Annotated in this window: 24 protein-coding genes; 23 read left to right on the top strand and 1 reads right to left on the bottom strand. The window is 72.0% G+C overall.

The features are described 5' to 3' along the window. Positions 1-194 precede the first annotated feature (194 nt). Positions 195-548: an Rv2175c family DNA-binding protein gene (locus tag ACETWP_RS02195; protein ID WP_373970542.1), complete on the top strand. Its 354-nt coding sequence runs from the start codon at positions 195-197 to the stop codon at positions 546-548. 17 nt (positions 549-565) lie between these two features. Here the strand turns inward: ACETWP_RS02195 and ACETWP_RS02190 are convergent, their stop codons facing one another. Beyond that, complete coding sequence (locus ACETWP_RS02190; RefSeq protein WP_373970541.1) at positions 566-1,708, bottom strand: polyprenyl synthetase family protein; 1,143 nt, start codon at positions 1,706-1,708, stop codon at positions 566-568. Positions 1,709-1,812: 104 nt separating this feature from the next. Between ACETWP_RS02190 and dinB the strand changes: the two genes are divergently transcribed. The 22 genes from dinB (at position 1,813) to ACETWP_RS02080 (ending at position 24,805) form a co-directional block, all read left to right on the top strand. Continuing rightward, positions 1,813-3,021 carry a DNA polymerase IV gene (gene dinB, locus ACETWP_RS02185; RefSeq protein ID WP_373970540.1) on the top strand — a complete coding sequence of 403 codons (1,209 nt, stop codon included), beginning with the start codon at positions 1,813-1,815 and terminating at the stop codon, positions 3,019-3,021. A gap of 176 nt (positions 3,022-3,197) precedes the next feature. After that, complete coding sequence (locus ACETWP_RS02180) at positions 3,198-3,566, top strand: DUF3040 domain-containing protein (RefSeq protein ID WP_373970539.1); 369 nt, start codon at positions 3,198-3,200, stop codon at positions 3,564-3,566. 291 nt (positions 3,567-3,857) lie between these two features. Beyond that, a complete protein-coding gene (gene mraZ, locus ACETWP_RS02175; RefSeq protein WP_373970538.1) occupies positions 3,858-4,289 on the top strand; it encodes a division/cell wall cluster transcriptional repressor MraZ in 432 nt (143 codons plus the stop codon). A 119-nt stretch (positions 4,290-4,408) separates the two neighbouring features. Further along, positions 4,409-5,440 carry a 16S rRNA (cytosine(1402)-N(4))-methyltransferase RsmH gene (gene rsmH, locus ACETWP_RS02170; protein WP_373970537.1) on the top strand — a complete coding sequence of 344 codons (1,032 nt, stop codon included), beginning with the start codon at positions 4,409-4,411 and terminating at the stop codon, positions 5,438-5,440. A 2-nt stretch (positions 5,441-5,442) separates the two neighbouring features. Then, positions 5,443-6,165, top strand: coding sequence for a cell division protein FtsL (ftsL, locus tag ACETWP_RS02165; RefSeq protein WP_373970536.1), 723 nt, complete (start codon positions 5,443-5,445; stop codon positions 6,163-6,165). A gap of 66 nt (positions 6,166-6,231) precedes the next feature. Beyond that, positions 6,232-8,079: a peptidoglycan D,D-transpeptidase FtsI family protein gene (locus ACETWP_RS02160; protein ID WP_373970535.1), complete on the top strand. Its 1,848-nt coding sequence runs from the start codon at positions 6,232-6,234 to the stop codon at positions 8,077-8,079. Then, positions 8,076-9,716, top strand: a complete 1,641-nt coding sequence (locus ACETWP_RS02155) for a UDP-N-acetylmuramoyl-L-alanyl-D-glutamate--2,6-diaminopimelate ligase (protein ID WP_373970534.1) — start codon at positions 8,076-8,078, stop codon at positions 9,714-9,716. The genes ACETWP_RS02160 and ACETWP_RS02155 overlap by 4 nt, the downstream gene beginning before the upstream one ends. 13 nt (positions 9,717-9,729) lie before the next feature. Continuing rightward, positions 9,730-11,196 carry a UDP-N-acetylmuramoyl-tripeptide--D-alanyl-D-alanine ligase gene (locus tag ACETWP_RS02150; protein WP_373970533.1) on the top strand — a complete coding sequence of 489 codons (1,467 nt, stop codon included), beginning with the start codon at positions 9,730-9,732 and terminating at the stop codon, positions 11,194-11,196. Beyond that, positions 11,193-12,299, top strand: coding sequence for a phospho-N-acetylmuramoyl-pentapeptide-transferase (gene mraY / locus ACETWP_RS02145; protein ID WP_373970532.1), 1,107 nt, complete (start codon positions 11,193-11,195; stop codon positions 12,297-12,299). Before ACETWP_RS02150 ends, mraY begins: the two co-directional genes overlap by 4 nt. Further along, on the top strand, positions 12,281-13,822 hold the full coding sequence (gene murD, locus ACETWP_RS02140; protein ID WP_373970531.1) for a UDP-N-acetylmuramoyl-L-alanine--D-glutamate ligase: 1,542 nt from the start codon (positions 12,281-12,283) through the stop codon (positions 13,820-13,822). Before mraY ends, murD begins: the two co-directional genes overlap by 19 nt. Positions 13,823-13,831: 9 nt before the next feature. Continuing rightward, positions 13,832-15,202 (top strand): putative lipid II flippase FtsW, encoded by a 1,371-nt coding sequence (ftsW, locus tag ACETWP_RS02135; protein ID WP_373970530.1) that lies wholly within the window; start codon positions 13,832-13,834, stop codon positions 15,200-15,202. Positions 15,203-15,244: 42 nt separating this feature from the next. Further along, positions 15,245-16,387, top strand: coding sequence for an undecaprenyldiphospho-muramoylpentapeptide beta-N-acetylglucosaminyltransferase (murG, locus tag ACETWP_RS02130; protein WP_373970529.1), 1,143 nt, complete (start codon positions 15,245-15,247; stop codon positions 16,385-16,387). A 4-nt stretch (positions 16,388-16,391) separates the two neighbouring features. Beyond that, positions 16,392-17,786, top strand: a complete 1,395-nt coding sequence (gene murC, locus ACETWP_RS02125; RefSeq protein ID WP_373970528.1) for a UDP-N-acetylmuramate--L-alanine ligase — start codon at positions 16,392-16,394, stop codon at positions 17,784-17,786. After that, complete coding sequence (locus tag ACETWP_RS02120; protein WP_373970527.1) at positions 17,783-18,535, top strand: cell division protein FtsQ/DivIB; 753 nt, start codon at positions 17,783-17,785, stop codon at positions 18,533-18,535. Before murC ends, ACETWP_RS02120 begins: the two co-directional genes overlap by 4 nt. A gap of 206 nt (positions 18,536-18,741) precedes the next feature. Continuing rightward, positions 18,742-19,956: a cell division protein FtsZ gene (gene ftsZ / locus ACETWP_RS02115; protein WP_373970526.1), complete on the top strand. Its 1,215-nt coding sequence runs from the start codon at positions 18,742-18,744 to the stop codon at positions 19,954-19,956. 29 nt (positions 19,957-19,985) lie between these two features. Continuing rightward, positions 19,986-20,705 carry a purine nucleoside phosphorylase YfiH/LACC1 family protein gene (locus ACETWP_RS02110; protein ID WP_373970525.1) on the top strand — a complete coding sequence of 240 codons (720 nt, stop codon included), beginning with the start codon at positions 19,986-19,988 and terminating at the stop codon, positions 20,703-20,705. Further along, positions 20,702-21,481, top strand: a complete 780-nt coding sequence (locus ACETWP_RS02105) for a YggS family pyridoxal phosphate-dependent enzyme (protein ID WP_373970524.1) — start codon at positions 20,702-20,704, stop codon at positions 21,479-21,481. The genes ACETWP_RS02110 and ACETWP_RS02105 overlap by 4 nt, the downstream gene beginning before the upstream one ends. A gap of 67 nt (positions 21,482-21,548) precedes the next feature. Next, the gene (locus tag ACETWP_RS02100) at positions 21,549-22,064 is read left to right on the top strand and encodes a cell division protein SepF (RefSeq protein ID WP_373970523.1); all 516 of its coding nucleotides are present in this window, start codon (positions 21,549-21,551) and stop codon (positions 22,062-22,064) included. Between the two features lie 18 nt (positions 22,065-22,082). Continuing rightward, a complete protein-coding gene (locus ACETWP_RS02095; RefSeq protein ID WP_373970522.1) occupies positions 22,083-22,370 on the top strand; it encodes a YggT family protein in 288 nt (95 codons plus the stop codon). A 173-nt stretch (positions 22,371-22,543) separates the two neighbouring features. Then, positions 22,544-23,218 carry a DivIVA domain-containing protein gene (locus tag ACETWP_RS02090; protein WP_373970521.1) on the top strand — a complete coding sequence of 225 codons (675 nt, stop codon included), beginning with the start codon at positions 22,544-22,546 and terminating at the stop codon, positions 23,216-23,218. A gap of 94 nt (positions 23,219-23,312) precedes the next feature. After that, a complete protein-coding gene (lspA, locus tag ACETWP_RS02085; RefSeq protein WP_373970520.1) occupies positions 23,313-23,885 on the top strand; it encodes a signal peptidase II in 573 nt (190 codons plus the stop codon). After that, positions 23,882-24,805 (top strand): RluA family pseudouridine synthase, encoded by a 924-nt coding sequence (locus tag ACETWP_RS02080; protein ID WP_373970519.1) that lies wholly within the window; start codon positions 23,882-23,884, stop codon positions 24,803-24,805. Before lspA ends, ACETWP_RS02080 begins: the two co-directional genes overlap by 4 nt. The last annotated feature ends 3 nt before the right edge of the window (positions 24,806-24,808 follow it).

Genomic DNA, 24,808 nt, shown 5'->3' with positions numbered 1-24,808 from the left:
TTCGAGTCGGCGGCAGGCGCCTGAACACGCGCGATCGAGGGGCCGGGCGGGGCCCCTCGATGCCCGTGTTACCTATGGTGCGAGTGTGACTCAAGTGAATTTACACCATGTCGTCCGCATCACAACAGCCCCCGTTGAGTGTTCAGGCGCGGTTCCCGGCGTGTTCATTCGGCGGATTGTGGCACCCTTAGACGGTGAGCAACCTCGAAAACCTCGTAGCCGAATGGCTGCCCCTGCCCGATGTGGCGTCGCAGCTGGAAGTTTCCATCAAGAAGGTCCACAGCCTCTTGGACGAACGCGCCCTCGTTGAGGCGCGGATCGGTGATCGCAAGGTCCGGGCAGTGCCGGCCGCGTTCATCATGGACGGGCATATCGTCGACAGCCTGAAGGGGACCATCTCCGTCTTGGTTGACGCCGGCTTCAGCGACGAGGAGTTGCTGACGTGGCTGTTCACCGCGGACGACTCGCTTCCGGGCACGCCCATGCAGGCATTGCGCGAAGGCCGGAAGACCGAGATCCGACGGAGGGCCCAGGCCCTCGCCTGGTAGCCCCGGCCTCGTCGACCTCAGGCGCGGCGCGTGACGGCGGCGACGCCCAGGGCCCTGACGGCCCGGCGCACGTCGCCGTCCACCGGCAGCTCCGCCAGCGCCGAGAAGGCGCGGTCCGAGAGGTCGCGGATGGAGGCCTCGGTCTCCTCGAGCGCCCCGCAGCCGCGCATGGCCTCGCACATGCGCTCGACCTCCGCGTCCGTCAGGTCGTCCGCGCCCAGCCTGCGTTCGATGAATCCGCGGTCGTCCGGAGCCGCCAGGCGCAGCGCGTGGGCCACGAGCTCCGTCCGTTTCCCCTCGCGCAGGTCGTCGCCAGACGGCTTGCCCGTCTCCACGGGATCGCCGAAGACCCCCAAGACGTCGTCGCGGAGCTGGAACGCCTCGCCCAAGGGCAGGGCGAACCGGGAGTAGGCCCCCAAGAGGTCCGGCGCGGCGCCCGCGAGTGCCCCGCCGAGCAGCATCGGGTTCTCCGTGGAGTACTTCGCCGACTTGTACCGCAAGACCGTGCGCGCCCGCTCCACGGCGCCCGAGGGACCGTCGGACGGCCCCGCCGCCTCCTCCAGGACATCGAGGAACTGTCCCGCCATCACCTGCGTCCGCATGGCGTCGAACACCGCGCGCGCGGCCGGAGGCACCGGCTGGATCGACCCGAAAAGCTGCTCGCTATAAGAGAGGCATAAATCCCCCGCGAGGATCGCCGCGGCCTCCCCGAAGTGGCGCCCGTCGCGGTGCCAGCCGCGGGCGGCGTGGATCGCCTCGAAGCGGCGGTGCACGCTGGGCTGCCCGCGACGCGTGTCCGAGCGGTCGATCACGTCGTCGTGGATCAGGGCAGCGGCCTGGAAGAGCTCCAGCGCGGCGCCCGCACGGACGATCACGTCGGCGTCGGGGTCGCCCCCGGCGCCGACGAAGCCCCAATACGCGAATTGGGGGCGTAGCCGTTTGCCGCCCCGGACGAGCCCCTGGATGCTGAGGACCAGTTCCGTGGCCCGCCCGGAGATCGCGCCGACCACGTCCTCCTGCGCCCGCAGGAAGCGCGCGATGTCGGCGTTGACCCGGGCCGTGTACGCGTCGACGTCCGCCCGCGGCGCGGGCGGAGCGGACGGGACGGCGTGAACCGGCGGGGCGGAGGGGGTGGGTGAAGCCGTGGGGGAGTCGTTCATGGCGTCCATCCGTTGCGTCGTGTCGGGTTCGGGTTCCACTCTATCCGCGCCCCACGCCGGACACGCCCGGCCAACGCGTCGCCGGCGCCGCCTACGATGGTTCCATGAGCGACGCCGCAGCCCCGCGCACCGTGCTCCACGTGGACATGGACGCCTTCTTCGTGTCCGTCGAGCTGCTCCGGCGGCCGGAGCTCGCCGGGCGCGAGGTCATCGTCGGACACCGTGGCGGGCGGTCCGTGGTGCTCTCCGCGTCCTACGAGTGCCGGCGCGCCGGGGTCCGCTCGGCCATGCCCATGACCACGGCGGTGCGGCTGGCCCCGCGGGCGGTCGTCCTGGAGCCGACCATGCCCGCCTACCGGCACTACTCGGCGCGGATGATGGCGATCTTCAGGGACATCACCCCGGTGGTGGAGCAGGTGAGCGTGGACGAGGCGTTCCTCGACGTCACCGGCAGCGTGCGAAGGCTCGGCGGTCCGCTGGAGATCGGCGCGCTGATCCGGCGGCGGATCCGCGACGAGCTCGGGCTGCCGGCCAGCGTCGGGATCGCCCGCAACAAGTTCGTCGCGAAGGTCGCCTCCACCCGCGCCAAGCCGGACGGGCTCCTGCGGATCGCCCCCGAGGACACGGTCGCGTTCCTGCACACGCTTCCCGTGGCGGCGCTGTGGGGCGTCGGCGCCAAGACCGGCGAGGTCCTCGCGCGCGCGGGGATCTCCACCGTGGCCGACCTGGCCCGGACGCCGGCGTCCTCGCTCGAACGGATGCTTGGCACGCAGGGCACCCATCTGCGGGCCCTGGCCTGGGGAATGGACGAGAGGCCCGTCGAACCGATCCGCGAGGAGAAGTCGATCGGGGCCGAGGAGACGTTCGCCCGGGACTCCGCGGACACCGGGCACCTCCGCCGCGAACTCCTGCGCCTGGCGCACCGCGTGGCCGAGCGCCTTAGGGCCGCGGGCAAGGAGACGCAGACCGTGGCGCTGAAGCTGCGCTACGCGGATTTCACGACGATCAGCAGGAGCCGGCGCCTCCCGCAGCCCTCCAACTCCGCCGTCGAGATCGCGCGCGCGGCGGAAGGCCTGCTGGATGCGCTCGGCGTGCGGCAGCAGGCCGTCCGGCTGATCGGGATCCGGGCCGAACAGCTCGTGCCCGAGGGGGCGGGATACCAGCTCACCTTCGACCGCAGCGACGGGAACTGGCGGCAGGCCGAGGAGACGATGGACAAGATCCGCGCCCGGTTCCCGGCCGGGGCCGTGCGTCCCGCGTCCCTGCTTCCCCCGGGGTCCGACCGCGCCGCGCCCCAGCCCCGCGACGGATAGCGGACGACTACCGTCCGGGGCTCGCGCGGGACTATCCTTGAGGGACACCGCGTCGCCGGAATCCGGCGACGCGGCACGGAAGAACAGCCGGAACCACTCCGGGGACGCAGTCGTTGTAGTGATTAGTTGTCAGGGCCATCCAGGCCAGTCTGGAACGAAGGATCGGGGAAGGGACAATGCCGCTTTCCGAACACGAGCAGCGGCTGCTCGAACAGCTGGAGAAACAACTCCACGAGGACCACCGATTCGCGTCGTCCATGAAGAACAGCACGTCCCCGGGCGGCTTCTCGACCCGTAACATCGCCATCGGCGCCCTGATCGGCGTGGCCGGCATCGTGGTGTTGATCCTGGGCATCTCGAGCCAGTGGATTCCCGTGGGAGTCATTGGTTTCGCCATGATGTGCGCGGGCGTGTATGTGGCGCTGTCCCGCAGTTCGCTCGGACGGTTCGGCGGCAAGTCCGCGTCGAAGGGCTCGCGCCAGAAGAGCTCGTTCATGTCGGACCTCGAATCCAAGTGGGACGCCCGGCGCAGGGACGACGAGTAGCCCGGCCCACCACTTCCCTCCACTTCGGAGGTTCACGACCCTGAATCCGCGTTTTTCGCGGGTTCATTCGTCGTTTAAGGCGTCTTCCGGGGCCCTGTGCCGACAAAAACCCTCCACCTCGCGCCACTCCCGCGCAGCCCTGTGTTTGCGCGGATTTTGCGCGGCGACGCGGCGCGAAATAGCCCCGCATGTCGTTGACAGTGGAGGAAAGTGGAGTAATGTGGGGGACAGAAGAGGGCAGTGGGATCGTAGGGCTGGAGGTAGCTCCTCAACATCGAGAAGGCGGTGCATGTGTTCCTAGGGACATACACGCCGCGTCTCGACGAGAAGGGCCGCCTCATTCTCCCTGCCAAATACCGGGAAGAGCTGGGCAACGGGCTGGTGTTGACGCGGGGGCAGGAACGCTGCATCTACGTCTTCAGCCAGCGCGAGTTCGAACGGGTCCATGAGCAGATGGCCCAGGCACCCCTGTCCTCGCGACAGGCCAGGGACTACATCCGCGTGTTCCTCTCCGGCGCCTCGGACGAGATGCCGGACAAGCAGGGGCGGGTCACGATTCCGTCCTCGCTGCGTTCCTACGCCGGGCTCGACCGCGAGGTCACGGTCATCGGCGCGGGCAAACGGGCCGAGATCTGGGACACCGGGGCTTGGAACGAGTACCTGGAGGAGAAGGAAGCGTCCTTCTCCTCGACCGACGAAGAAATCATGCCGGGGATCCTCTAGATCGCCGGTGGGCTGGGACTTGGTCTCCAGCCGCCCGACAGGCATCACCTGGCTCAACTTCCCCTGAGCCAGGCGGGGCCCGTCGGCGCGGAGGGGGACCTGGTTCCATCCCGGCCACCATGCACGACAACAGCAGGACGCGGAAAGGGGGAACGGTGACGGCAGACGACTCGACGCCGCGCCCCACCTCCGAACGCCACGTACCCGTCCTGCTCGAGCGTTGCCTCGCGCTGATGGAGCCGGCGATCCGGGCGGGAATCGATGCCCGCGGTACCGCCGTCGTCGTCGACTGCACGCTCGGCATGGGCGGACATTCCGAGGCCCTGTTGCGGCGCTTCCCCGAGATCCACCTGGTGGGCCTGGACCGCGACCTGCAGGCGCTCGCCCTGGCGGGGGAGCGGCTGGCGCCGTTCGCCGACCGGACCGACCTGGTGCACGCCGTCTACGACGAGATCGGCGACGTGGTCGAGGAGTTGGGCATCGGGGGCGTCGACGCCGTCCTGTTCGACCTCGGCGTCTCCTCCCTGCAGCTCGACGAGCGCGACCGCGGCTTCGCCTACTCCTACGACGCGCCCCTGGACATGCGGATGGACACCAGCGCCGGGCAGACGGCGGCCGACGTCGTGAACAACTACACCGAGCAGGACCTGGTGCGCATCATCCGCGCCTGGGGCGAGGAGAAGTTCGCCGGCCGGATCGCCGCCGCGATCGTGCGGGAGCGTGAGGCGGCGCCGTTCTCCACGACCGGCCAGCTGGTCGAGGCCATCCGCTCCGTCGTCCCCGCTGCCGCCGCGCGGACCGGTGGACACCCCGCCAAGCGCACCTTCCAGGCCCTGCGCATCGAGGTGAACGAGGAGCTCGACGTCCTGGACCGGGCGATTCCGGCGGCCATGCGGTCGCTGGCCGTCGGCGGCCGGGTGGTCGTCATGAGCTACCACTCCCTCGAAGACAAGATCACCAAGCGGCATTTCGCCGCGGGTTCCAAGTCCTCCGCCCCCGTCGGCTTCCCGGTGGAGCTGGAAGAGCACAAGGCGCAGTTCCGCACCCTGACCAAGGGGACGGAAAAGCCCACGGAGCAGGAAATCCACGAAAACCCCCGCGCGGCCTCGGCAAAACTGAGGGCCGTCGAACGAATCCTCCAGAGGAGATGACCATGAGCACACTGACTCAGACGCGTGTTCAGGCACGACGGATTCCGGCGCCGGCCTTCGACCACGGCGCCGCCGCGCGTCAGCTGGAACCCGACTACGGGCTGGAGGCCGCCCCGGAGCGCCGCCGCACCCCGCTGTCGGTCGTCCCCGCGGCCGTCCGGCACCGCAAGACGCACTTCGCCGTGTTCTGCTTCGGCGTGATGCTTGCGGCCCTGGCATCCGTCCTGGTCCTGAACATCCAGGTCACCAGCGGCCAGTACGAACTCGTCGGGCTGCGCAACGCCGAGCGGGCGCTCACCCAGGAGAACGAGGCGCTGACACAGCAGGCGCAGCACCTGGAGGCGCCGCAGAACGTCGCGGCGAAGGCCGCGAAGCTGGGCATGGTCGTCCCGGGTGCGGTCGCCTCCATCGACCTGGGGACGCTCAAGGTTTCCGGCGTGTCCACGCCGGCCCAGGAGGAGAAGGCTCCGACGTCGCTGGTCGCCCGCCCGCAGGCTCCGCAGTCGGGGCCGGCGGCCAATGCCGCGGCCCCCGCCGCCGAGGCGGAGACGCCTGCGGCTTCCAGCGCCGATACCGAGGCCGCGACACCGGCGCCCGAGGCCGCGGCCCCCGTGGCGGCGCCGACCGTCCCGGTCGAGGCCGGCGCGGAACGGCCGGAGTTCTCGGCAAGCGATCTCAACGGCGGAACCATTCCCGCCCCGGCGCAACAGGGCGCGGGTCGCTAGGCGGCGCCTGCGCGTCGACCCGGCACCATGGAAGAGAGAACACCACCCGCGACGCAAGGACTGACGATGGCGAACCCACGCACCCGGGGACCCGGCAACCTCCGCAAGACGCCGGCCGGCCTGCCGTCCCGGCTGCGCACCGGGCTCGCGATCGCGTTGGTCATGCTGGTCCTCCTCGGCGGTCGCCTCTTCTTCGTCCAGGGCCTGGACCCGGAGGGGATCGCGCAGGCGGCCGTGGACAACCGGATCCGCACGCAGAACATCGCGCCGCAGCGCGGGGACATCCTGGACTCGCAGGACCGCGTGCTGGCCACCAGCGTGGAGCGCTTCGACCTGGTGGTGAACCAGCGGCTCGTCAAGGACGAGTTCGCGCGCAAGAACCGGGAAACCGGCGACCGCGAATTGGTCACCCTCGAGGCGGCCATCGCCGAGCTCGGCCCGATCCTCGGACTGGACGCGGCGACCCTGCGCGACTCGGTCGTCGGCAAGGAGGGTGCCGCGAAGCGCGGCTACTCGGTCGTGGCCAAGAGCGTTACCCCCGAGGTCCGGAACGAGGCCATCGAGGTCGGCATCCCGGCGATGAGCAGCGAGCAGAACATCGAGCGGAACTACCCCAACGGCTCCGTCGCGGGCACGATTCTCGGGTTCCTCAACGCCGCGGACAAGGCGACCACGGGCGTCGAGACCGGCGCGGAGGGACTGGAGCTCAGCCAGGAGGAGCACCTGCGCGGAACCTCCGGCAAGCGGACGTACGAGGTCGGGGCCGACGGCGTGCGCATCCCGATGGCCACGATGCAGGAGGTGCCCGCCGTCGACGGCCAGGACGTCCGGCTCACCATCAACAACGACATCCAGTGGGCCGCCCAGGAGGCGGTCATGGCCAAGCAGAAGCAATTCAAGGCGGAGTGGGTCAACGCCGTCGTCCTCGAGGTCAAGACCGGCAAGATCCGTGCGCTCGCGGACTCCACGTCGGTCGACCCCTCGGACCCCGGCGCGACCGATCCGCGCTTCCGCACCTCGACCACCGTGACGCAGGCCTTTGAGCCCGGCTCCACGGGCAAGCTCGCGACGTTCACGGCCGCGCTCGAGGAGGGCGTGGTGGATCCCGAGGAGCACTTCAGGATCTCGAACTCGTACGAGGTGCAGAACGAGACCATCAACGACTCGCTCAAGCACGCGACCTACCCCATGACGGCGGCCGGCATCTTCGCCCGCTCGTACAACACCGGCACGGTCATGATCGGCGAGCGGCTGACCAACGAGCAGCGCTACGCCTGGTTCAAGAAGCTCGGCATCGGCAGCACCATCGACATCGGGCTCCCGTTCAACAAGGGCATCTTCATCACGCCGGAGCACTGGGAGCGCCGCCAGCAGTTCACCACCATGTTCGGCCAGTCCTACACGCAGACCGCGCTGCACACGGCCAAGATCTTCCAGAGCGTGGGCAACCACGGCCTGCAGATCGAGCCGTCGCTGATCGAGTCGTACATCGACCCGGACGGGACCGAGCACCCCGTCGAGGCGAACGCGCCGCGCCGCGTCGTCTCGTCGAAGACGTCCCAGCAGATGCGCCGCATGATGGAGACCGTGGTCGAGGACGGCACGGGCTACGGCGCGGCCATCGAGGGCTACCGCGTCGGCGGGAAGACCGGCACCGGGCAGGCCGCCGGGCCCAACGGCGGGTACGACGGGCACACCAGCTCCTTTGCGGGCATGGTCCCCATCGACGATCCGCGGTATCTGGTGGTCGTGACGATGCACCGCCCGCAGGGCAATTGGAGGAGCTGGACGGTCGCTGATACGTTCAAGCGCATCATGAGCCAGACACTGAACACCTACAACATCCCTCCCACGACCAGCAAACCCGACGGCTACAAGGTCTTCGTCGGCGAGCGCCAGGAGTACGGCTGGTGACGGCTTCCCCCGCCCCCGACGCCCGCGAGGCCGAACGCGCCTTCAGGCCGCGCGCGGCCCGCGCCACGAGCGTCGGGGACCTCGCCGCCGCAGCGGCGGAGCGCGGCGTGCGCTGCGACGTGGCGGGCACGGCCTCCGCTCGCGTCACAGGAGTGTGCATGGATTCGCGGGCCGCGCTCCCCGGCGACCTCTACGCGGCCGTGCCCGGCGCCAACCGGCACGGCGCGGACTTCTCCGCGCAGGCCGCCGCTGCGGGTGCCACGGCCATCCTCACCGACGCGGGCGGCCTCGACCGGGCCCGGTCCGCGGGCCTGCCCGTGCTCGTGGTCGATTCGGTGCGCGATGCCGTGGGCGAGCTGGCCGCGCTGGTCTACGGGACCGACGACGCCGCGCCCCGGCTCTTCGGCGTCACCGGGACGAACGGGAAGACCACCACGACGTACTTCATCAGGTCCCTGCTCCGCGCCCTCGGCGAGACGACGGGACTGATCGGCACGATCGAGATCGTGGCCGGCGACACCCGCATCCCCAGCGTCCTCACGACCCCGGAGGCGCCCCAGCTGCACGCGCTGCTGGCCCGCATGCGCGAGTCCGGCGTCGGCGCGGCGGCCATGGAGGTGTCCTCGCACTCCATCGACTACCGCCGCGTCGCGGGGCTGCGCTTCGCCGTGTCGGGTTTCACGAACCTCACGCAGGACCACCTGGACCTGCACGGCGGCATGGACGAGTACTTCCACGCCAAGGCCCGGCTGTTCGAGGCCGGGAGGAGCCGCCGCGCCGTCGTCACGGTGGACGACGCCTGGGGGCGACGCATGGCGGCCGCGAGTGGCGCCGAGACCTGGACCCTGGCCACCGCCGACGCGCCCGACGAAGGGTCCGCGGACTGGCGCGTGCGGGGCATCGGGGCCGACGGGCTCGGGCACCGGTTCGAGCTCCACGGCCCGGACGGCGCCATCCTGCGCGCCCGCACGGGCCTGCCCGGGCTGTTCAACGTCTCCAACGCCGCCCTGGCCGTGCTGATGGTCCATGCCGGCGGCGCCGGCCTCGGCGACCTCCAGGCTGCCCTGGACGCCGCCGACCCGCTGACCGTCTCCGTCCCCGGGCGCATGCAGGTGGTCTGCGAGCGTCCCGCGGGAATCGTCGACTTCGCCCACAACCCGGACGCCCTGGAGCGGGCCATCGACGCCGTGCGCGGCGCGCACCCGGACGCCCGGGTCATCGTGGTCTTCGGCGCAACGGGCCAGCGCGACGCCACCAAGCGCCCCGTCATGGGCGCCGTCGCGGCCCGGCGGGCGGATGTCGTCATCGTCACCGACGACGACCCCCACGACGAGGAGCCGGCGGGCATCCGCGCCGCCGTGCTGCGCGGGGCTGCCGACGCGATCGCCGCGGAGGGCCTGTCCAGCACCGTCGTCGAGGAGCACCCGCGGGCCCGCGCGATCGCCGCCGCGGCGGCGATCGCGCGCCCGGAGGACACCGTCCTGGTCGCCGGGCGCGGCCACGAGGTGTGGCAGGAGGTCCGCGGCGTGAACCTGCCGCTGGACGACCGCGTGGAGCTGCGCGACGCGCTGGCGGCGCGCGGCTTCGCGACCATCGCCGACCCCTCGGATTCAGCCGCGGGCGGGGCCAGGGAGTAAAGTCCTCTACGCCATGATTGAACTTAACACTGCCGAAATTGCGGCGATCACCGGCGGTCGGCCCACGGCCACCGCCCCACTGGGCCTCGGCGTGCGCGGCGTCGCCACGGACTCGCGGGAGTGCCGCGAGGGCTGGCTCTTCGTCGCCAAGCCCGGCGAGGAGTCCGACGGACACCGCTTCGTGGCCCAGGCGCTGGCCGCCGGGGCCGTGCTGGCGCTGGCCGAGCGCGAGACCACCGCGGAGGACGGCACCGTCCATCCGGCGGTCATCGTCCCGGACGCCGTCCTGGCCATGGGGCGGCTCGCCGAACACATCGTGGGACGGCTGCGCGCCGGCGGCCTGCGGGTCGTCGGCATCACCGGCTCCGCCGGCAAGACGACCACCAAGGACCTCCTCGCGGCCATCCTGGGGACCGCGGGGGAGACCGTCGCCCCGGTCGGTTCCTACAACGGGGAGGTCGGCGTCCCGCTGACGGTGTTCCGGGCCACCGAGGCCACGCGCTTCCTCGTCGTTGAAATGGGCGCGACCGGGATCGGGCACATCGACTACCTGGCGCGCATGGTCCGCCCGGAGGTCGGCGTGGTCCTGTGCGTCGGCAGCGCCCACGCCGGCGAGTTCGGCGGCGTCCACAACATCGCGCGGGCCAAGGGCGAGCTCGTGGAGGCACTCGAGGAGTCCGGCACGGCGGTCCTGAACCTCGACGATCCGCAGGTGGCGGCCATGTCCTCCCGCACGCGCGCCCGCCTGCTGGGCTTCGGGGAAGAAGCCGACGACGCCGGCGCGGTCGCCGCGCGGGGCATCGAGGTCGACCGGGACGGACACCCCGGGTTCACCCTGGTCCTCCCCGGCGGCGAGGAGCACCGCGTGCGCAGCGGGCTGATCGGACGGCACCACGTCGCCAACCTCCTCGCCGCGGCCGCGGCGGCACACGCGCTGGGCGTGGACGGCGCGACCATCGCCCGCACGCTCACCGGGCTCGGACCGGCCAGCCGGTGGCGCATGGAGCGCACCGACCGCCCGGACGGGGTCCGGGTCATCAACGACGCCTACAACGCCAACCCGGAGTCGATGCGGGCCGCGCTGCGCGCGCTGGCCGAGCTCGGCCTGCCCGACGCGCAGGGCCGCGCCCGCAGGACCTGGGCCGTGCTGGGGGAGATGCTCGAGCTCGGCGACGAGTCCCTCACCGAACACGACCTGCTCGGCCGCGTCGCCGTGCGGCTGAACATCAAGAAGCTGTTGGTCGTCGGACGCGGGGCCAAGGCCGTGCACACCTCCGCCGTCCTCGAGGGCAGCTGGGGCGACGAGGCCATGTTCGTGGAAACCGTCGACGAGGCGGAAGAGTTGCTCAACGGGCAGCTGGAACCGGGAGATATCGTGTTGTTCAAATCCTCCAACGGCGCGGGGCTTCGCTTCCTGGGCGATCGGATAGCATTGGCGGGAACTGGCGCGCCCCGCGCCGGGGAGGAGCCGGTCCGATGATCGCCTTGATCACGGGCGCGTCGATCGCGCTGATCCTCACCCTCGTCGGGACCCCGCTGTTCATCAAGCTGCTGGTGCGCCGCAGCTACGGGCAGTTCGTCCGCGACGACGGACCGACCTCGCACCACACCAAGCGCGGCACGCCGACCATGGGCGGCGCCATGATCGTCGGAGCGGTGATCGCGGCGTACTTCGCCACCCATGGGCTGCTCGAGCTGTTCAGCGAACACGCCGTCGGCCCCACCGCCAGCGGGCTCGTCCTGCTGTTCCTCATGGCCGGGATGGGGCTCGTCGGGTTCCTGGACGACTTCATCAAGATCTCCAAACAGCGCAGCCTCGGCCTGCGCGCCTGGCAGAAGATCGTGCTGCAGGCGACCGTCGGCGTCGTCTTCGCGCTGCTGGCGCTGCAGTTCGAGAACGAGAAGGGCCTGGCGCCCGCCTCCACCAAGATCTCCTTTATCCGCGACACCGGGATCGACCTGGCCTTCGCCGGGCCGCTCATCGGCACCCTGCTCTTCATCCTCTGGTCCAACCTCATCGTCACGGGCACCACGAACGGCGTGAACGTCACCGACGGCCTGGACGGCCTGGCCACGGGCGCGTCCATCATGGTGTTCGGCGCGTACACGCTGATCGGCATCTGGCAGTACAACCAGGCCTGCGGCTCGTCGCGGTCCATCGGTTCCGTCTGCTACGCGGTCCGCGACCCCATGGACCTGGCGCTCCTGGGTGCGATCCTCTGCGGCGCCCTCATCGGGTTCCTCTGGTGGAACACGTCTCCGGCGGCGATCTTCATGGGCGACACCGGCTCCCTGGCCATCGGCGGCGCGATGGCGGCGTTCGCGATCCTGTCGCGCACCGAGCTGCTGCTCGTCGTGCTGGCCGGCCTGTTCGTCGTCATCACCCTCTCCGTCATCATCCAGGTGGGCTTCTTCAAGCTCAGCGGCGGCAAACGCGTCTTCCTCATGGCCCCGCTGCAGCACCACTTCGAGCTCAAGGGGTGGGCCGAGGTGACCGTCACCGTCCGCTTCTGGATCGTCGGCGGGCTGTTCGTGGCCGCCGGCCTGGGCATCTTCTACGCCGAGTGGGTGGTCGGGCTGTGAGCCACGCGCCGCTGGAGGAACTGACCAGCTGGGACGCCGATTGGTCCGGACTGCGCGTCGTCGTCGCCGGGCTGGGCCTCACCGGTTTCTCGGCCGCGGACACGCTGATCGAGCTCGGCGCTCGGGTCGTTGTGGTCGACGGCACCGACTCGGCGGAGAACCGCGCCCGGGCGGACACCCTGCGGATCGTCGGCGCCGCGGACGTCCTGCTGGGGCCGGACGGGGCCGAGCACCTCGCCACGGTCGACGGCGGCGAGCCCGAGCTCGTCATCGCCTCGCCCGGGTGGAATCCCCGCCACCCCGTCCTCGCCGCGGCGGACGACGCCGGCATCCCGGTGTGGGGCGACGTCGAACTGGCATGGCGCGTGCGCGGACGCGCCGGGCGCAAGAGCGCCGAATGGCTCGTCATCACGGGCACTAACGGCAAGACGACGACGGTCGGCATGGTCGAGTCCATGCTGCGCGCGGCCGGGCTGCGCGCCGTGGCCGTCGGCAACGTGGGCACGCCCATCCTGGACGCGATCCGCGACCCCGAGGGGTACGACGTCCTCGCCGTCGAACTCTCCAGCTTCCAGCTCCACTTCACGCACACGCTGTCCCCGCTGGCCTCGGTCGTCCTGAACGTGGCGGAGGACCACGTGGACTGGCACGGGTCGCCGGAGTCCTACCTGGCCGCGAAGGCCAAGATCTACGCGAGGACCCGCGTCGCCGCGATCTACAACGCGGAGCAGCGCGAGACCGAGCGCATGGTCGAGGAGGCGGACGTCGTCGAGGGGTGCCGGGCCATCGGCTTCACCACCGGCGTTCCCGCGCCCAGCATGCTCGGCGTCGTCGAGGGTCTGCTGGTGGACCGGGCGTTCATCGAGGACCGCCGGACCTCCGCCGCCGAGCTCGCTTCCCTCGAGGACCTCGGCGAGGCGGTGCCACGCCACACCGCGGCGAACGCGCTCGCGGCGGCGGCGCTCGTGCGCGCCTACGGCGTCGAGCCGCGCGCCGTCCGCGACGGCCTGCGCGCGTTCGATCCCGGCGAGCACCGGATCCAGGCCGTCGCCCGGCGCGGTGACATCCTCTGGATCAACGACTCCAAGGCCACCAATCCGCACGCCGCCGCCGCGTCGCTGGGGGCGTTCTCCAGCGTCGTATGGATCGCCGGCGGGCTGTCCAAAGGCGTCGAGTACGCCGAACTGGTGGCGGCGCACGCCGCACGCCTGCGCGGCGTGGTCCTCATCGGAGCCGACAGCTCCGGCCTGCGCGAGGCATTGCGGCGACACGCGCCGGACGTGCCGGTGATCGAGGCCGGGGTGCGCGAAACTGGACGGGAGACCACGCCGGAATCGGGCCCGACCCGCGGCCGGGCCGTCATGGTGGACGCCGTCGCTGCGGCCGCCGGGATGGCCCGGGCCGGCGACACCGTCCTCATGGCTCCCGCGGCGGCCTCGATGGACCAGTTCGCCTCCTACGCCCACCGGGGAAACGCCTTCATCGAGGCCGTCCGGGGGCTCATGGGGGACCACACGACCTAAGGAGCACCCGTGCCTGCCCCCTCCTCCCACCAGCGCGGAAGCGCCGGGCGCAAGCCGACCCTGCGTCGACCCGCCCCGCGGGGGCCGCGGACGGCACCCGGGGCCACGGCGGGCCCGCACGGCGGGTCGCGCCGCGCCGACCCGCACGGCCGGACGACCGGCCACCGCCCGGCCGCGGACGCCGTCGGCGCCGGCGCGGTGGCGGACGCGGGCGCACCCGCGGGGCCGCTGGCCAGGTTGTGGCGCCGGCTGGAGGGCGAGCCCGGGAGCGACGGCACGACCGGCTACTACATGATCCTCGGCAGCGCGCTGGCGCTGACCCTGATCGGCCTGATGATGGTGCTCTCGTCCTCCGCCGTCGAGGCCATTTCCCGGGAGACGTCCTCGTACGCGCTGTTCCTGAAGCAGGGCGGCTGGGCGGTCGCCGGCTGCGTCGCCATGTTCCTCATGTCGCGCCTGTCCATCGATCGGCTCAAGCGCCTGGCGTGGCCCGCCATCGGCCTGGCCGCGTTCCTGCTGATCCTGGTCTTCACCCCGCTGGGCATCTCCGTCTACGGCAACAGGAACTGGATCGGGATCGGCGGGTTCACCGCCCAGCCGTCGGAGGCGGCCAAGCTCGCCCTGGCCGTCTGGGCCGCCCAGGTGCTGGCCACCAAGGGGCATCTGGTGAAGCAGACGTTGCACGCGCTGATCCCCGTGCTCGTCCCCGGCGGGCTGGTGATCATCGGACTGGTCCTGCTGGGGCGGGACCTCGGCACCGCGCTCATCCTCGTCCTCATCCTCGTCGCGGCGCTCTTCCTCGGAGGTGCACGCCTCCGGCTCTTCGGGGTGGCCGCGGCCGCGGCCGCGGCCGGCGCCCTCATCATGGTCGCCGTGTCCGGCAACCGCATGTCCCGCATCAACGCCTGGCTGGGGCTGAACTGCGACACGGAGCCCGGGGCGTGCTACCAGTCCCAGCAGGGCCTGTACGCGCTGGCCTCCGGCGGCTGGTGGGGTCTGGGCCTGGGCCAGTCCCGCCAGAAGTGGAACTACATCCCCGAGGCGGAGAACGACTTCATCTTCGCCATCATCGGCGAGGAGCTCGGGCTCATCGGCACCTTCGTCATCATCTCGCTCTTCGGGATCATGGCCGTGGCCATGTACCGCGTCGCGGCGCGCCACGACGACCGCTTCGTGCGGGTGGCCACCGGCGGCATCATGGCGTGGCTGATCGGCCAGTCGTTTGTGAACATCGGCATGGTCACCGGCCTGCTGCCCGTCATCGGCGTGCCGCTGCCCTTCATCTCCTACGGCGGCTCGGCCCTGACGTTCGCACTGATGGCCGTCGGCGTGGTGCTCAGCTTCGCCCGGCAGCGGCCCGACCCCTCCGATGCCGCGTAGCCCGCGGCCCACGCGCCGCACCGGACCCGAAAGCAGGAACACATGAACGCAGGACCCTCGGTCGTACTCGCCGGCGGCGGCACCGCCGGCCACGTCTCGCCGCTGCTCGCCATCGCCGATGCGGTCCGCGCGCGGTCGCCCCGCGCGCGGATCGTGGCCGTCGGGACGGAGACCGGCATGGAGGCCCGCCTGGTGCCCGACGCCGGCTACCACCTGGAGACCATCGGGCGGGTGCCCCTGCCCCGCCGCCCCTCGATGGACCTGCTGCGGCTGCCGGCGCGGTTCGCGCGGGCGGTTCGGCAGGCCGGCGGGATCCTGGACCGCGCGGGTGCCGACGTCGTTGTGGGGGTCGGCGGCTACGTCTGCACCCCCGTCTACCTCGCGGCGCGCCGCCGGAGGATTCCCGTCGTGATCCACGAGGCGAACGCGCGGGCCGGCATCGCCAACCGCGTCGGCGCCCGGGTGGCCGCGCGCGTGGCCACGGCGTTCCCCGGCACCGGGCTGGCCCGGGCCGAGGTGGTCGGCATGCCGCTGCGTTCCGGCGTCGCCCGGCTGGACCGGGCCGCGGAGCGGGCCGGCGCGCGGGAGGCGCTGGGGCTGGACGGGTCCGTCCCGACGCTCGTCGTCACCGGCGGCTCCTCGGGGGCCGCGTCGATCAACCGGGCCGTCCGGGGCGCCCTCCCCGAACTGGAGGCGCGCGCGGCTGCCGGACGCCCGATCCAACTGCTGCACATCACCGGCCGTGGCAAGGAGCTGCTCGACGACGGCGGCTCGCCGCTGGCGGCGCCCGGCTACCGGCAGGTCGAGTTCGTGGACGGGATGGAGAAGGCCTACGCCGCCGCCGACCTGATCGTGGCGCGGGCGGGCGCGGGAACGGTCTGCGAACTCGCGGCCGTGGGCCTGCCCTCCGTGCTGGTTCCGCTGCCCATCGGCAACGGCGAGCAGCGGCTGAACGCGGGTCCGCTCGAGCGGGCCGGCGGAGCACTCGTGGTGGACGACGCCGACTTCACGTCCGCGTGGTTCTCCGAGTATGTGCTGCCGCTCCTCGGGGACCCGGCCCGGCTGGACGCCATGTCCGCAGCGGCGCGCGCCCAGGGCCGCCGGGACGCCGCCGAGACGATGGCCGACATCGTGCTGGAAACCGCGGTCCGGCGCGGCGCAACCGCCAGCGGCGTGGGAAGCTAGAGGCATGCAGCAAAAGCATTCTCTCCCCGAACTGGGCCGTGTCCACCTCCTCGGCATCGGCGGCGTCGGCGTCTCCGCCGTCGCGCGGATCATGCTGGCCCGCGGCGTCCAGGTGTCCGGGACGGACGCCAAGGACCTGCCGGTGCTGCGCGAGCTCGCCCAGCTCGGGGCCCGCGTCCACGTGGGCTACGACGCTGGGAACCTGGGCGACGTGGACACGGTGGTGATCTCCTCGGTCGTGAAGGACGGCAACCCGGAGTACGACGAGGCCCGGCGGCGCGGGTTGCGCATCCTCCACCGCTCCGAGGGCCTCGCCGCGGCGATGGACGGCGACCTCGTGGTCGCGGTCGCCGGCACGCACGGCAAGACCACCACGACCTCGCTGATCGCCGTGATGCTCCGCCACGCCGGACTGTCGCCGTCGTTCGCGATCGGCGCGAACGTGGCCGGGCTCGGCGTGAATGCCGAGCTCGGGGAGGGTCGCATCTTCGTCGCGGAGGCCGACGAGTCCGACGCGTCGTTCCTGAACTACCGCCCCGACGTTGCCGTGGTGACCAACATCGAGGCCGACCACCTGGACCACTACGGCACGGCCGAGGCCGTGCACGAGAGCTTCCACCGCTTCGCCGGGCTCCTGCCCGAGGACGGCCTGCTCGTCTGCTGCGCCGACGATCCGGGGTCCCACGCGCTGGCGACGCGCATGCGCCGCGAACGGCCCGACCTTCGCGTCCAGACCTACGGCTTCAGCGACGCCGCGGACCGGCGCCTGGTGGACGCGTCCGCCGACGGCCTGCGCTACGGCTGCGACCTCGAGTGGGGCAGCGGCGAGGAAGGCTCGCTGGACCTCGCCGTGCCCGGCGACCACAACCTGCTCAACGCGGCAGCGGCGTTTGCCGTGGGGCTGGACTGCGGGCTCGAACCCGGGGAGGCGACGCGGGGCCTGGCGGCCTTCAGCGGCGCCGCGCGGCGCTTCGAGCTCCGCGGCGAGGCGGGCGGCGTCCGGGTGTACGACGACTACGCCCACCACCCCACCGAGGTGCTCGCCGCGCTGCGCGCGGCCCGCGCCGTGGCGGGGGAGGGGCGTGTCCACGTGCTCTTCCAGCCGCACCTGTTCTCGCGTACCCGCGAGTTCTGGCGCGCGTTCGCCGATGCGCTCTCGCTGGCGGACACCGCCCTGGTGCTGGACATCTACCCGGCGCGCGAGGAGCCCCTGCCCGGGGTGACCAGCGCGCTGGTCGCCGACGCGCTGAACACGGCCGGGGGGCTCGCCACGGCGGCCGGGGCGCCGGAGCGTCTGGCCGGCATCGCGCGTCCCGGGGACCTCGTGATGACCGTCGGCGCCGGCGACGTGACGGAGGCGGGACCGGCGATCCTGGCCGCGTTGGCGGGCCGCGCGTGAGCCCGGAGCCCGGGCCCGGCGAGACCAACATCGTCGAGCTTCCCGAGCCGGCCCGCAAGCGCACGCGCCGGAACGTGCTCATCGCCTCCGGCGCGGTGCTCGGGACCATCCTCGCGATGATCGCGGTGCTCCTGTACTCGCCGATCCTCGCCATCAAGACCATCGACGTGGAGGGCCACCGGCTCGCGAAGGACCAGGAGGTCCGGACGGCCCTGGAACCGCTGCTCGGCACCCCGCTGCCCCGCGTGGGCCCGTCCAGCGCCCTGGACCTCCTGGAGGGCCAGGCCGCCGTGAAGGACGTCGTGGTCCAGGCCGAGGCGCCGTCGACGCTGAAGGTGACGATCGTGGAGTACGAGCCCGTCGCCGTGGTCAAGCACCAGGGCAAGTACCGGCTCGTGGCCGCGGACGGCCGCACGCTCGCGCCCCTGGCCAAGCGCGACGGAGTGGACCTGCCGGTGATCTCGGCGAGTGACTCGACGTCGGATCCGGCCGTTTTCGCGACCGTCACGCGGGTCCTCGCGTCGCTGCCGGAGTCCGTGCTCAAACGCCTCGAGCACGCCGGCGGCAAGACGATCGACTCCGTGGAGCTCAAGCTCACCAACGGCAAGACCGTCCTGTGGGGCAACGCCGAGCGCAGCGCGGACAAGGCGCGCGTGGTCACCGCGCTGCTGCGTGTCGAGGACGAGCCGGAGGGCGCGGCCATCGAGGTCTACGACGTCACCAGCCCCGACCATCCCGTGACGCGCTAGCCCCGCCGCGGCCCCGCCGGTTTTCCGCCAATGTGGCGACACGCGGCGGCGGTCGTTGCATGCGGGGGACGCAGCCCCTAGCGTCTTCATAGCGGCTACTTGACATAACTCTAACCCTCAAGCTGAGGGTTAACGTTGGTCGGTTGAAGCTTCCGAGACCAGCAGCACACCGAACTCAGCAGCACATCGAACAAGGGAACCAGGACGTGGCAGCTCCACAGAACTACCTCGCCGTCATCAAGGTCGTCGGCATCGGCGGCGGTGGCGTCAACGCCGTCAACCGCATGATCGAGGTCGGCCTCCGCGGCGTCGAATTCATCGCGATCAACACGGATGCGCAGGCTCTGCTCATGAGCGACGCCGACGTGAAACTCGACGTCGGACGCGAACTGACCCGCGGCCTCGGCGCGGGCGCCAACCCGGAGGTGGGCCGCCAGGCGGCGGAGGACCACGCCGAGGAGATCGAGGAGGTCATGCGCGGCGCCGACATGGTCTTCGTGACCGCCGGCGAGGGCGGCGGCACGGGCACCGGCGGTGCCCCCGTCGTGGCCCGCATCGCGCGGTCCCTCGGGGCGCTGACCATCGGCGTCGTCACGCGGCCGTTCACCTTCGAGGGGCGCCGCCGCGCGAACTCGGCGGAGGCCGGCATCGACGCGCTGCGCGACGAGGTCGACACGCTCATCGTCATCCCGAACGACCGCCTGCTGTCCATCAGCGACCGCAACGTCTCCGTGCTGGACGCGTTCCGCTCCGCGGACCAGGTGCTGCTGTCCGGCGTCCAGGGCATCACCGACCTGATCACCACGCCCGGCCTGATCAACCTCGACTTCGCCGACGTGAAGTCGGTCATGCAGGGCGCCGGATCGGCGCTCATGGGCATCGGCTCGGCCCGCGGCGAGGACCGCGCGGTCAAGGCCGCCGAGCTCGCGATCGCCTCCCCGCTGCTGGAGGCGTCCATCGACGGCGCCCACGGCGTGCTCCTCTCCATCCAGGGCGGCTCGGACCTCGGCCTGTTCGAGATCAACGAGGCCGCGCGCCTGGTGCAGGAGGTCGCCCACCCGGAGGCCAACATCATCTTCGGCGCGGTCATCGACGACGCCTTGGGCGACGAGGCGCGCGTGACCGTGATCGCCGCCGGGTTCGACCAGGTGGACGTCACGTCCGCCCCGGCCCAGCAGTACCAGCAGCCGCAGGCGCAGCAGCCCCTGCCGCAGCACACCCCGGTGCGGGGCACCATGCCGCTGGCACCGGCGCAGCACGCCGCCCCGCCGGCCGCCGCGCCCGCCGCGGTGCCCGCCGCTCCCGAGGCGGCGCCGGCCGCGCACAACGGACCGCGCTACCAGGAGCTGCCCGCGATCGTGGAGCAGGACCTCAGCGGCGGATCGCACGACGACCTGGACGTCCCCGACTTCCTGAAGTAGGAAGCCACACCCACGCGAGGTTGCCGACCATGCTCCGATACGTACCCGCGGGTCTCCCCGAGATCCGCGTGGCCTTCACGTCGAGCGCGGACGGCAACCTCGCGTTGCACGTGGGCGACGATCCCGTGCGGGTCGCCGACGCCCGGGTCCGGCTCGAGGAGCGACTGGGCCTGGGGGCGGGCCGGCTGCGGTTCATGGACCAGGTGCACTCCGCGGCGACCCACACCGTGGGCGTGGACCCCGAGCCGCCGGGCGGCCGCGCCCCGACGGCCGACGCCCTCGTGAGTCCCGACGGCGGCTCCCCGCTGGCCGTGATGGTCGCGGACTGCGTGCCGGTCGTGCTGGTGGGCCGCACCGCGGACGGCGCCGCCACCGGCGTCGCGCACGCCGGCCGGGCCGGGCTGCTCGGCGGTGTGCTCGAGGGCGCGGTCCGGGCCCTGCGCGGCGCCGGTGCCGCCGAACTGCAGGCGTGGATCGGACCGTCGATCTGCGGCGCCTGCTACGAGGTGCCGCCGGACATGGCGTCGGACGCGGAACGGTCGATGCCCGGCATCGCCACCACCACGTCCCGGGGGACTCCGGGGCTGGACCTGCCCGGGGCGGCGGCCCGGCTGCTGTCCCGCGCCGGGGCGGCCGTGCACTCCGCGGGCGTCTGCACGCTGGAGCACCCCGCGTACTACTCCTACCGGCGCGACCGGGCCACGGGCCGTTTCGCCGGGCTGGTCTGGCGCGCCGGGGACCCCCGGTGAGCGCGGCGACGGCCGGCGGCGCCGGTCCCGCGCGCCGCGGGGAGCTTGCCGCGCGGCTGGACGCCGTGCGCGCGCGCATCGCCGCCGCGGCCCGCGCCGCCGGCCGCGCCGACGAGCCGGAACTGATCGTCGTCACCAAGTTCTTCCCCGCGTCCGACGTCCGTCTGCTCGCCGAGCTCGGCGTCCGGCGCGTGGGCGAGAACCGCGACCAGGAGGCCGCGGCCAAGGCCGCCGAACTGGCGGACCTCGGCCTGGAGTGGGACTTCATCGGGCAGCTGCAGACGAACAAGGCGAAGTCGGTGGTCCGCTACGCCGGGGCCGTGCACTCGATCGACCGTCCCCAGCTGGTGGCCGCGCTGGACAAGGCGGTGGCCCGGGAGAACGAGCGGCGCGGCGCGGAGGGGATTCCTCCCCGCCCGCGCCTCAAGTGCCTCGTCCAGGTCGACCTCCGCCGCGCCGCGGCCCCCGGGGCGGCCGATTCCCCGGCCGCCCGCGGCGGTGCCGCGCCCGCGGACGTCCCCGCCCTCGCCGCCGCGATCGCGGCGGCCGGGAACCTGGAGCTGTCCGGCCTCATGGCCGTGGCGCCGCTGGGGGAGGACCCGGCGGACGCCTTCGCGCGGCTCATGGTCGTGGCCCGGGAGCTCCGGAGGGAACACCCCGACGCGGCCATGGTGTCGGCCGGCATGAGCCAGGACCTGGAGGCGGCCGTCGCGGCCGGGGCGACACACCTGCGTGTCGGTTCCGATGTCCTCGGGCCGCGCCCGCCGTTGGGGTAGCGTCGATGGCAGCGGAGACTCTTGCGGAGCAGACCCTTGGACCGCGCACGATCATAAGGAGAAGACCATGGCTGGCGCACTGCGCAAGACGATGATCTACCTGGGCCTCGCCGACGGTGACGAGCGCTACGGCTCGGAGGACTACGACCTCGACGAGCGCGACGACGTGCGGCGCCACGAGCCGGCCATGGACGACCGCGGCCACCACGCCGTGGCCGCCGCGCCCGAGGCCGAGACCGAGTACCGGGCCCCCGTCACCCCCATCAAGCGCGCGCCATCTTCAAGGGACGAGGATTCCTCATTGCGGCAGATCACCACGGTCCACCCCCGGTCCTACAACGACGCCAAGATCATCGGTGAGAGCTTCCGGGAGGGCATTCCGGTCATCATGAACGTCACCGACATGGGCGAGGGCGACGCCAAGCGCCTGGTGGACTTTTCCGCCGGACTCGTGTTCGGCCTGCACGGCAGCATCGAGCGGGTCACGAACAAGGTCTTCCTGCTCTCGCCGTCGACCGTGGAGGTGCTCGGCGAGGACAAGAAGTCCTCCGAGGGCCAGGCCTCCTTCTTCAACCAGAGCTAGCCGGGCCGAACACCAGCCGTGGAACTCCTCCTCGCCCTGATCTACATCGCCCTGACGATCGTCCAGGTGTTCCTGATGGTCAGGATCGTCTTCGACGTCGTGCAGATGTTCGCCCGTTCGTGGCGCCCGCGCGGTCTGGCCCTGCTCGCCGCCAGCGTGGTCTACCGCGTCACCGACCCGCCCATGCGCTGGCTGCGCTCCAAGGTCAAGCCGCTGGACCTCGGCGGCATGCGGCTGGACCTCGCCTTCCTCATCCTGTACTTCGCCGTGTTCATCGCGAAGATCGTGGTCCGGAGCCTCGCGTAGCGGCGGACGGATCCGCGCCCGGCCGCCCGGGCAGGTTCGTCTCCCGAACCCAGACGCTATAGTCTTGTCACCGAGGCGCCCCGCGATGGACGGCGGGGGTTCCATGAACGGGATTATGCGTACCCCGGCCGCAGCAGCGGTCGGGGGAAGAACCACAGCATCGAGGTGACCAGATGGCGCTCACGCCAGAAGACGTAGTCAACAAGCGCTTCCAGCCGACCAAGTTCCGCGAGGGCTACGACCAGGACGAGGTCGACGACTTCCTCGACGAGATCGTCGTCGAACTGCGCCGCCTGAACCAGGAGAACGACGAGCTGCGCCGCCGCGTGGCCGAACTGCAGTCCGGCGACGGCGAGTCCGCGGTGCCGGCCCCCGTCGCGGCCGCGCCCGCCGCCGAGACCGCCCCCGCCGCCGGGTCCGAGGCGCGCGCCGACGTCGCCGGGAAGGACCAGTCCGCCGCGTCCCCGAAGGCCGGGCCGTCGCAGAACGCCGCCGCCCCGTCCGCGCCCGCCGCCTCGGGCGAGTCCGCGGCCTCCGCCGCGGGCGTCCTGGCGATGGCCCAGCGCCTGCACGACGAGTACGTCGGGGCCGGCGTCGAACAGCGCGACAAGATCATCGCCGAGGCGAAGGTCGAGGCCGACACCCTGGTCAACGACGCCGAGGAGAAGAGCCGCAAGACGCTCAGCGCCCTCGAGCAGCAGAAGTCCGTGCTCGAGCACAAGGTCGAGCAGCTCCGGGCCTTCGAGCGCGACTACCGCGCCCGCCTGAAGACCTACATCGAGGGCCAGCTGCGCGACCTCGAGTCCAAGGGATCCGTCGCCACGCCGGAAACCCAGGAGAGCGCCTAGCACGCAGGACGCAGCCCCGCCGCGGCGGGACGGCAACGCAGTGAACGTCGGCGGCCGGGATACCCGGCCGCCGACGCCTAGTTAAAGGGAGAGCATGGAGCACGAACCGATCCGCACCCCGGACGAACCCGCGGCCGCGGGCGAGCGGCCGGTGCGCCCCGCGCCCCGGCGTCGCGCGCTCGTCGCGACGCTGCTGTCCGTCGCGGCCGTGGGCTACGCGCTGGACCAGACCACCAAGTGGCTGGTGCAGGCGAACATGGCGCTCGGGGAGACCATCGACGTGTGGCCGCCGTTCCTGCGCTGGCACTACATCCTCAATCCCGGGGCGGCCTTCTCCATCGGCACCGAGGTCACGTGGATCTTCACGATCGTCCAGGCGGCCGTGGTGGTCTACGTGTTCTTCCTGCTTCGGAAGCTCGGCTCCTGGCCGTGGGCGCTGGCGCTCGGCGGCCTGCTCGCGGGTGCTGCCGGCAACCTGACCGACCGTCTCTTCCGCGAGCCCTCCTTCGGCATGGGCCACGTCGTCGACTTCATCTCGGTGCCGAACTTCGCGATCTTCAACATCGCCGACTCCCTCGTGGTCTGCTCGATGATCGCGATCTGCCTGATGATCTTCAGGGGCCTCGGCATCGACGGGCGCCCCGCCGACGCGGAGCCCTCCCGATGACCGGGTTCGTGGTGGGCGAGCGCCACGACGGGGCGCGCCTGGACGCCGTCGTGGCCGCCGAGCTGGGGGTCTCGCGGACGCGGGCCGCGCAGCTGATCGCCGACGGCCACGTCCTGGCCGGCGGCAACCCCGTCGCGAAGTCGCGGCGAGCCGCCGCCGGCGAGCGGATCGACGTGACCGTCCCGGAACGCCCGGACCCACTGGAAGTGAGAAGCGAGCTCGTGGAAGACCTCAGGATCCTGGCCGAGGACGACGACTACGTGGTCATCGACAAGCCGGTCGGCGTGGCGGCGCACCCCTCGCCGGGTTGGGTGGGACCCACGGTCGTCGGCGCGCTGATGGCCGCCGGCTACCGCATCTCCACCTCGGGCGCGGCCGAGCGCCAGGGCATCGTGCACCGCCTCGACGTCGGCACGTCGGGCGCCATGGTCGTGGCCACGTCGGAGCGGGCCTACACCGCGCTGAAGCGCGCGTTCAGGGAACGGACGCCGTCGAAGATCTACCGCGCCGTCGTCCAGGGCCTCCCGGACCCGCTGGAGGGCACCATCGACGCCCCGATCGGCCGGCATCCGGGCCACGACTGGAAGTTCGCCGTCATCGAGGACGGGCGGGACTCGGTGACGCACTACAAGGTGCTGGAGGCCTTCGGACGCGCCTCGCTGGTCGAGGTCCGGCTGGAGACCGGGCGGACGCACCAGATCCGCGTGCACTTCGCCGCGCTGCGCCACCCCTGTGCCGGGGACCAGACGTACGGCGCGGACCCGCGACTCGCCGCGTCGCTGGGGCTCACCCGGCAGTGGCTCCACGCGTACCGGCTGGGCTTCCCGCACCCGGTGACCGGCGACTGGGTCGAGTACACCAGCGAGTACCCGGCCGATCTGGACCACGCGCTCGAGCTGCTGCGGCACGGCACGAACTGACGC

Origin of the sequence: Arthrobacter halodurans (assembly GCF_041877255.1) — a bacterium.
Classification (GTDB): Bacteria; Actinomycetota; Actinomycetes; order Actinomycetales; family Micrococcaceae; genus Arthrobacter_N; species Arthrobacter_N halodurans.
The sequence above is the reverse complement of the archived record's forward strand: the minus strand, read 5'-3'. Positions and strand labels throughout refer to the sequence as shown.

Bases quoted from the DNA above. Each gene is read 5' to 3' on its own strand.
- lspA (WP_373970520.1), top strand. From the start codon at position 23,313: ATGGAGCACGAACCGATCCGCACCCCGGACGAACCCGCGGCCGCGGGC.
- ACETWP_RS02110 (WP_373970525.1), top strand. From the start codon at position 19,986: ATGCTCCGATACGTACCCGCGGGTCTCCCCGAGATCCGCGTGGCCTTC.
- ACETWP_RS02100 (WP_373970523.1), top strand. From the start codon at position 21,549: ATGGCTGGCGCACTGCGCAAGACGATGATCTACCTGGGCCTCGCCGAC.
- ftsL (WP_373970536.1), top strand. From the start codon at position 5,443: ATGAGCACACTGACTCAGACGCGTGTTCAGGCACGACGGATTCCGGCG.
- murG (WP_373970529.1), top strand. From the start codon at position 15,245: ATGAACGCAGGACCCTCGGTCGTACTCGCCGGCGGCGGCACCGCCGGC.
- murC (WP_373970528.1), top strand. From the start codon at position 16,392: ATGCAGCAAAAGCATTCTCTCCCCGAACTGGGCCGTGTCCACCTCCTC.
- ACETWP_RS02190 (WP_373970541.1), bottom strand. From the start codon at position 1,708: ATGAACGACTCCCCCACGGCTTCACCCACCCCCTCCGCCCCGCCGGTT.
- ACETWP_RS02080 (WP_373970519.1), top strand. From the start codon at position 23,882: ATGACCGGGTTCGTGGTGGGCGAGCGCCACGACGGGGCGCGCCTGGAC.
- ACETWP_RS02180 (WP_373970539.1), top strand. From the start codon at position 3,198: ATGCCGCTTTCCGAACACGAGCAGCGGCTGCTCGAACAGCTGGAGAAA.
- dinB (WP_373970540.1), top strand. From the start codon at position 1,813: ATGAGCGACGCCGCAGCCCCGCGCACCGTGCTCCACGTGGACATGGAC.
- rsmH (WP_373970537.1), top strand. From the start codon at position 4,409: ATGCACGACAACAGCAGGACGCGGAAAGGGGGAACGGTGACGGCAGAC.
- mraY (WP_373970532.1), top strand. From the start codon at position 11,193: ATGATCGCCTTGATCACGGGCGCGTCGATCGCGCTGATCCTCACCCTC.
- ACETWP_RS02150 (WP_373970533.1), top strand. From the start codon at position 9,730: ATGATTGAACTTAACACTGCCGAAATTGCGGCGATCACCGGCGGTCGG.
- ACETWP_RS02090 (WP_373970521.1), top strand. From the start codon at position 22,544: ATGGCGCTCACGCCAGAAGACGTAGTCAACAAGCGCTTCCAGCCGACC.
- ACETWP_RS02160 (WP_373970535.1), top strand. From the start codon at position 6,232: ATGGCGAACCCACGCACCCGGGGACCCGGCAACCTCCGCAAGACGCCG.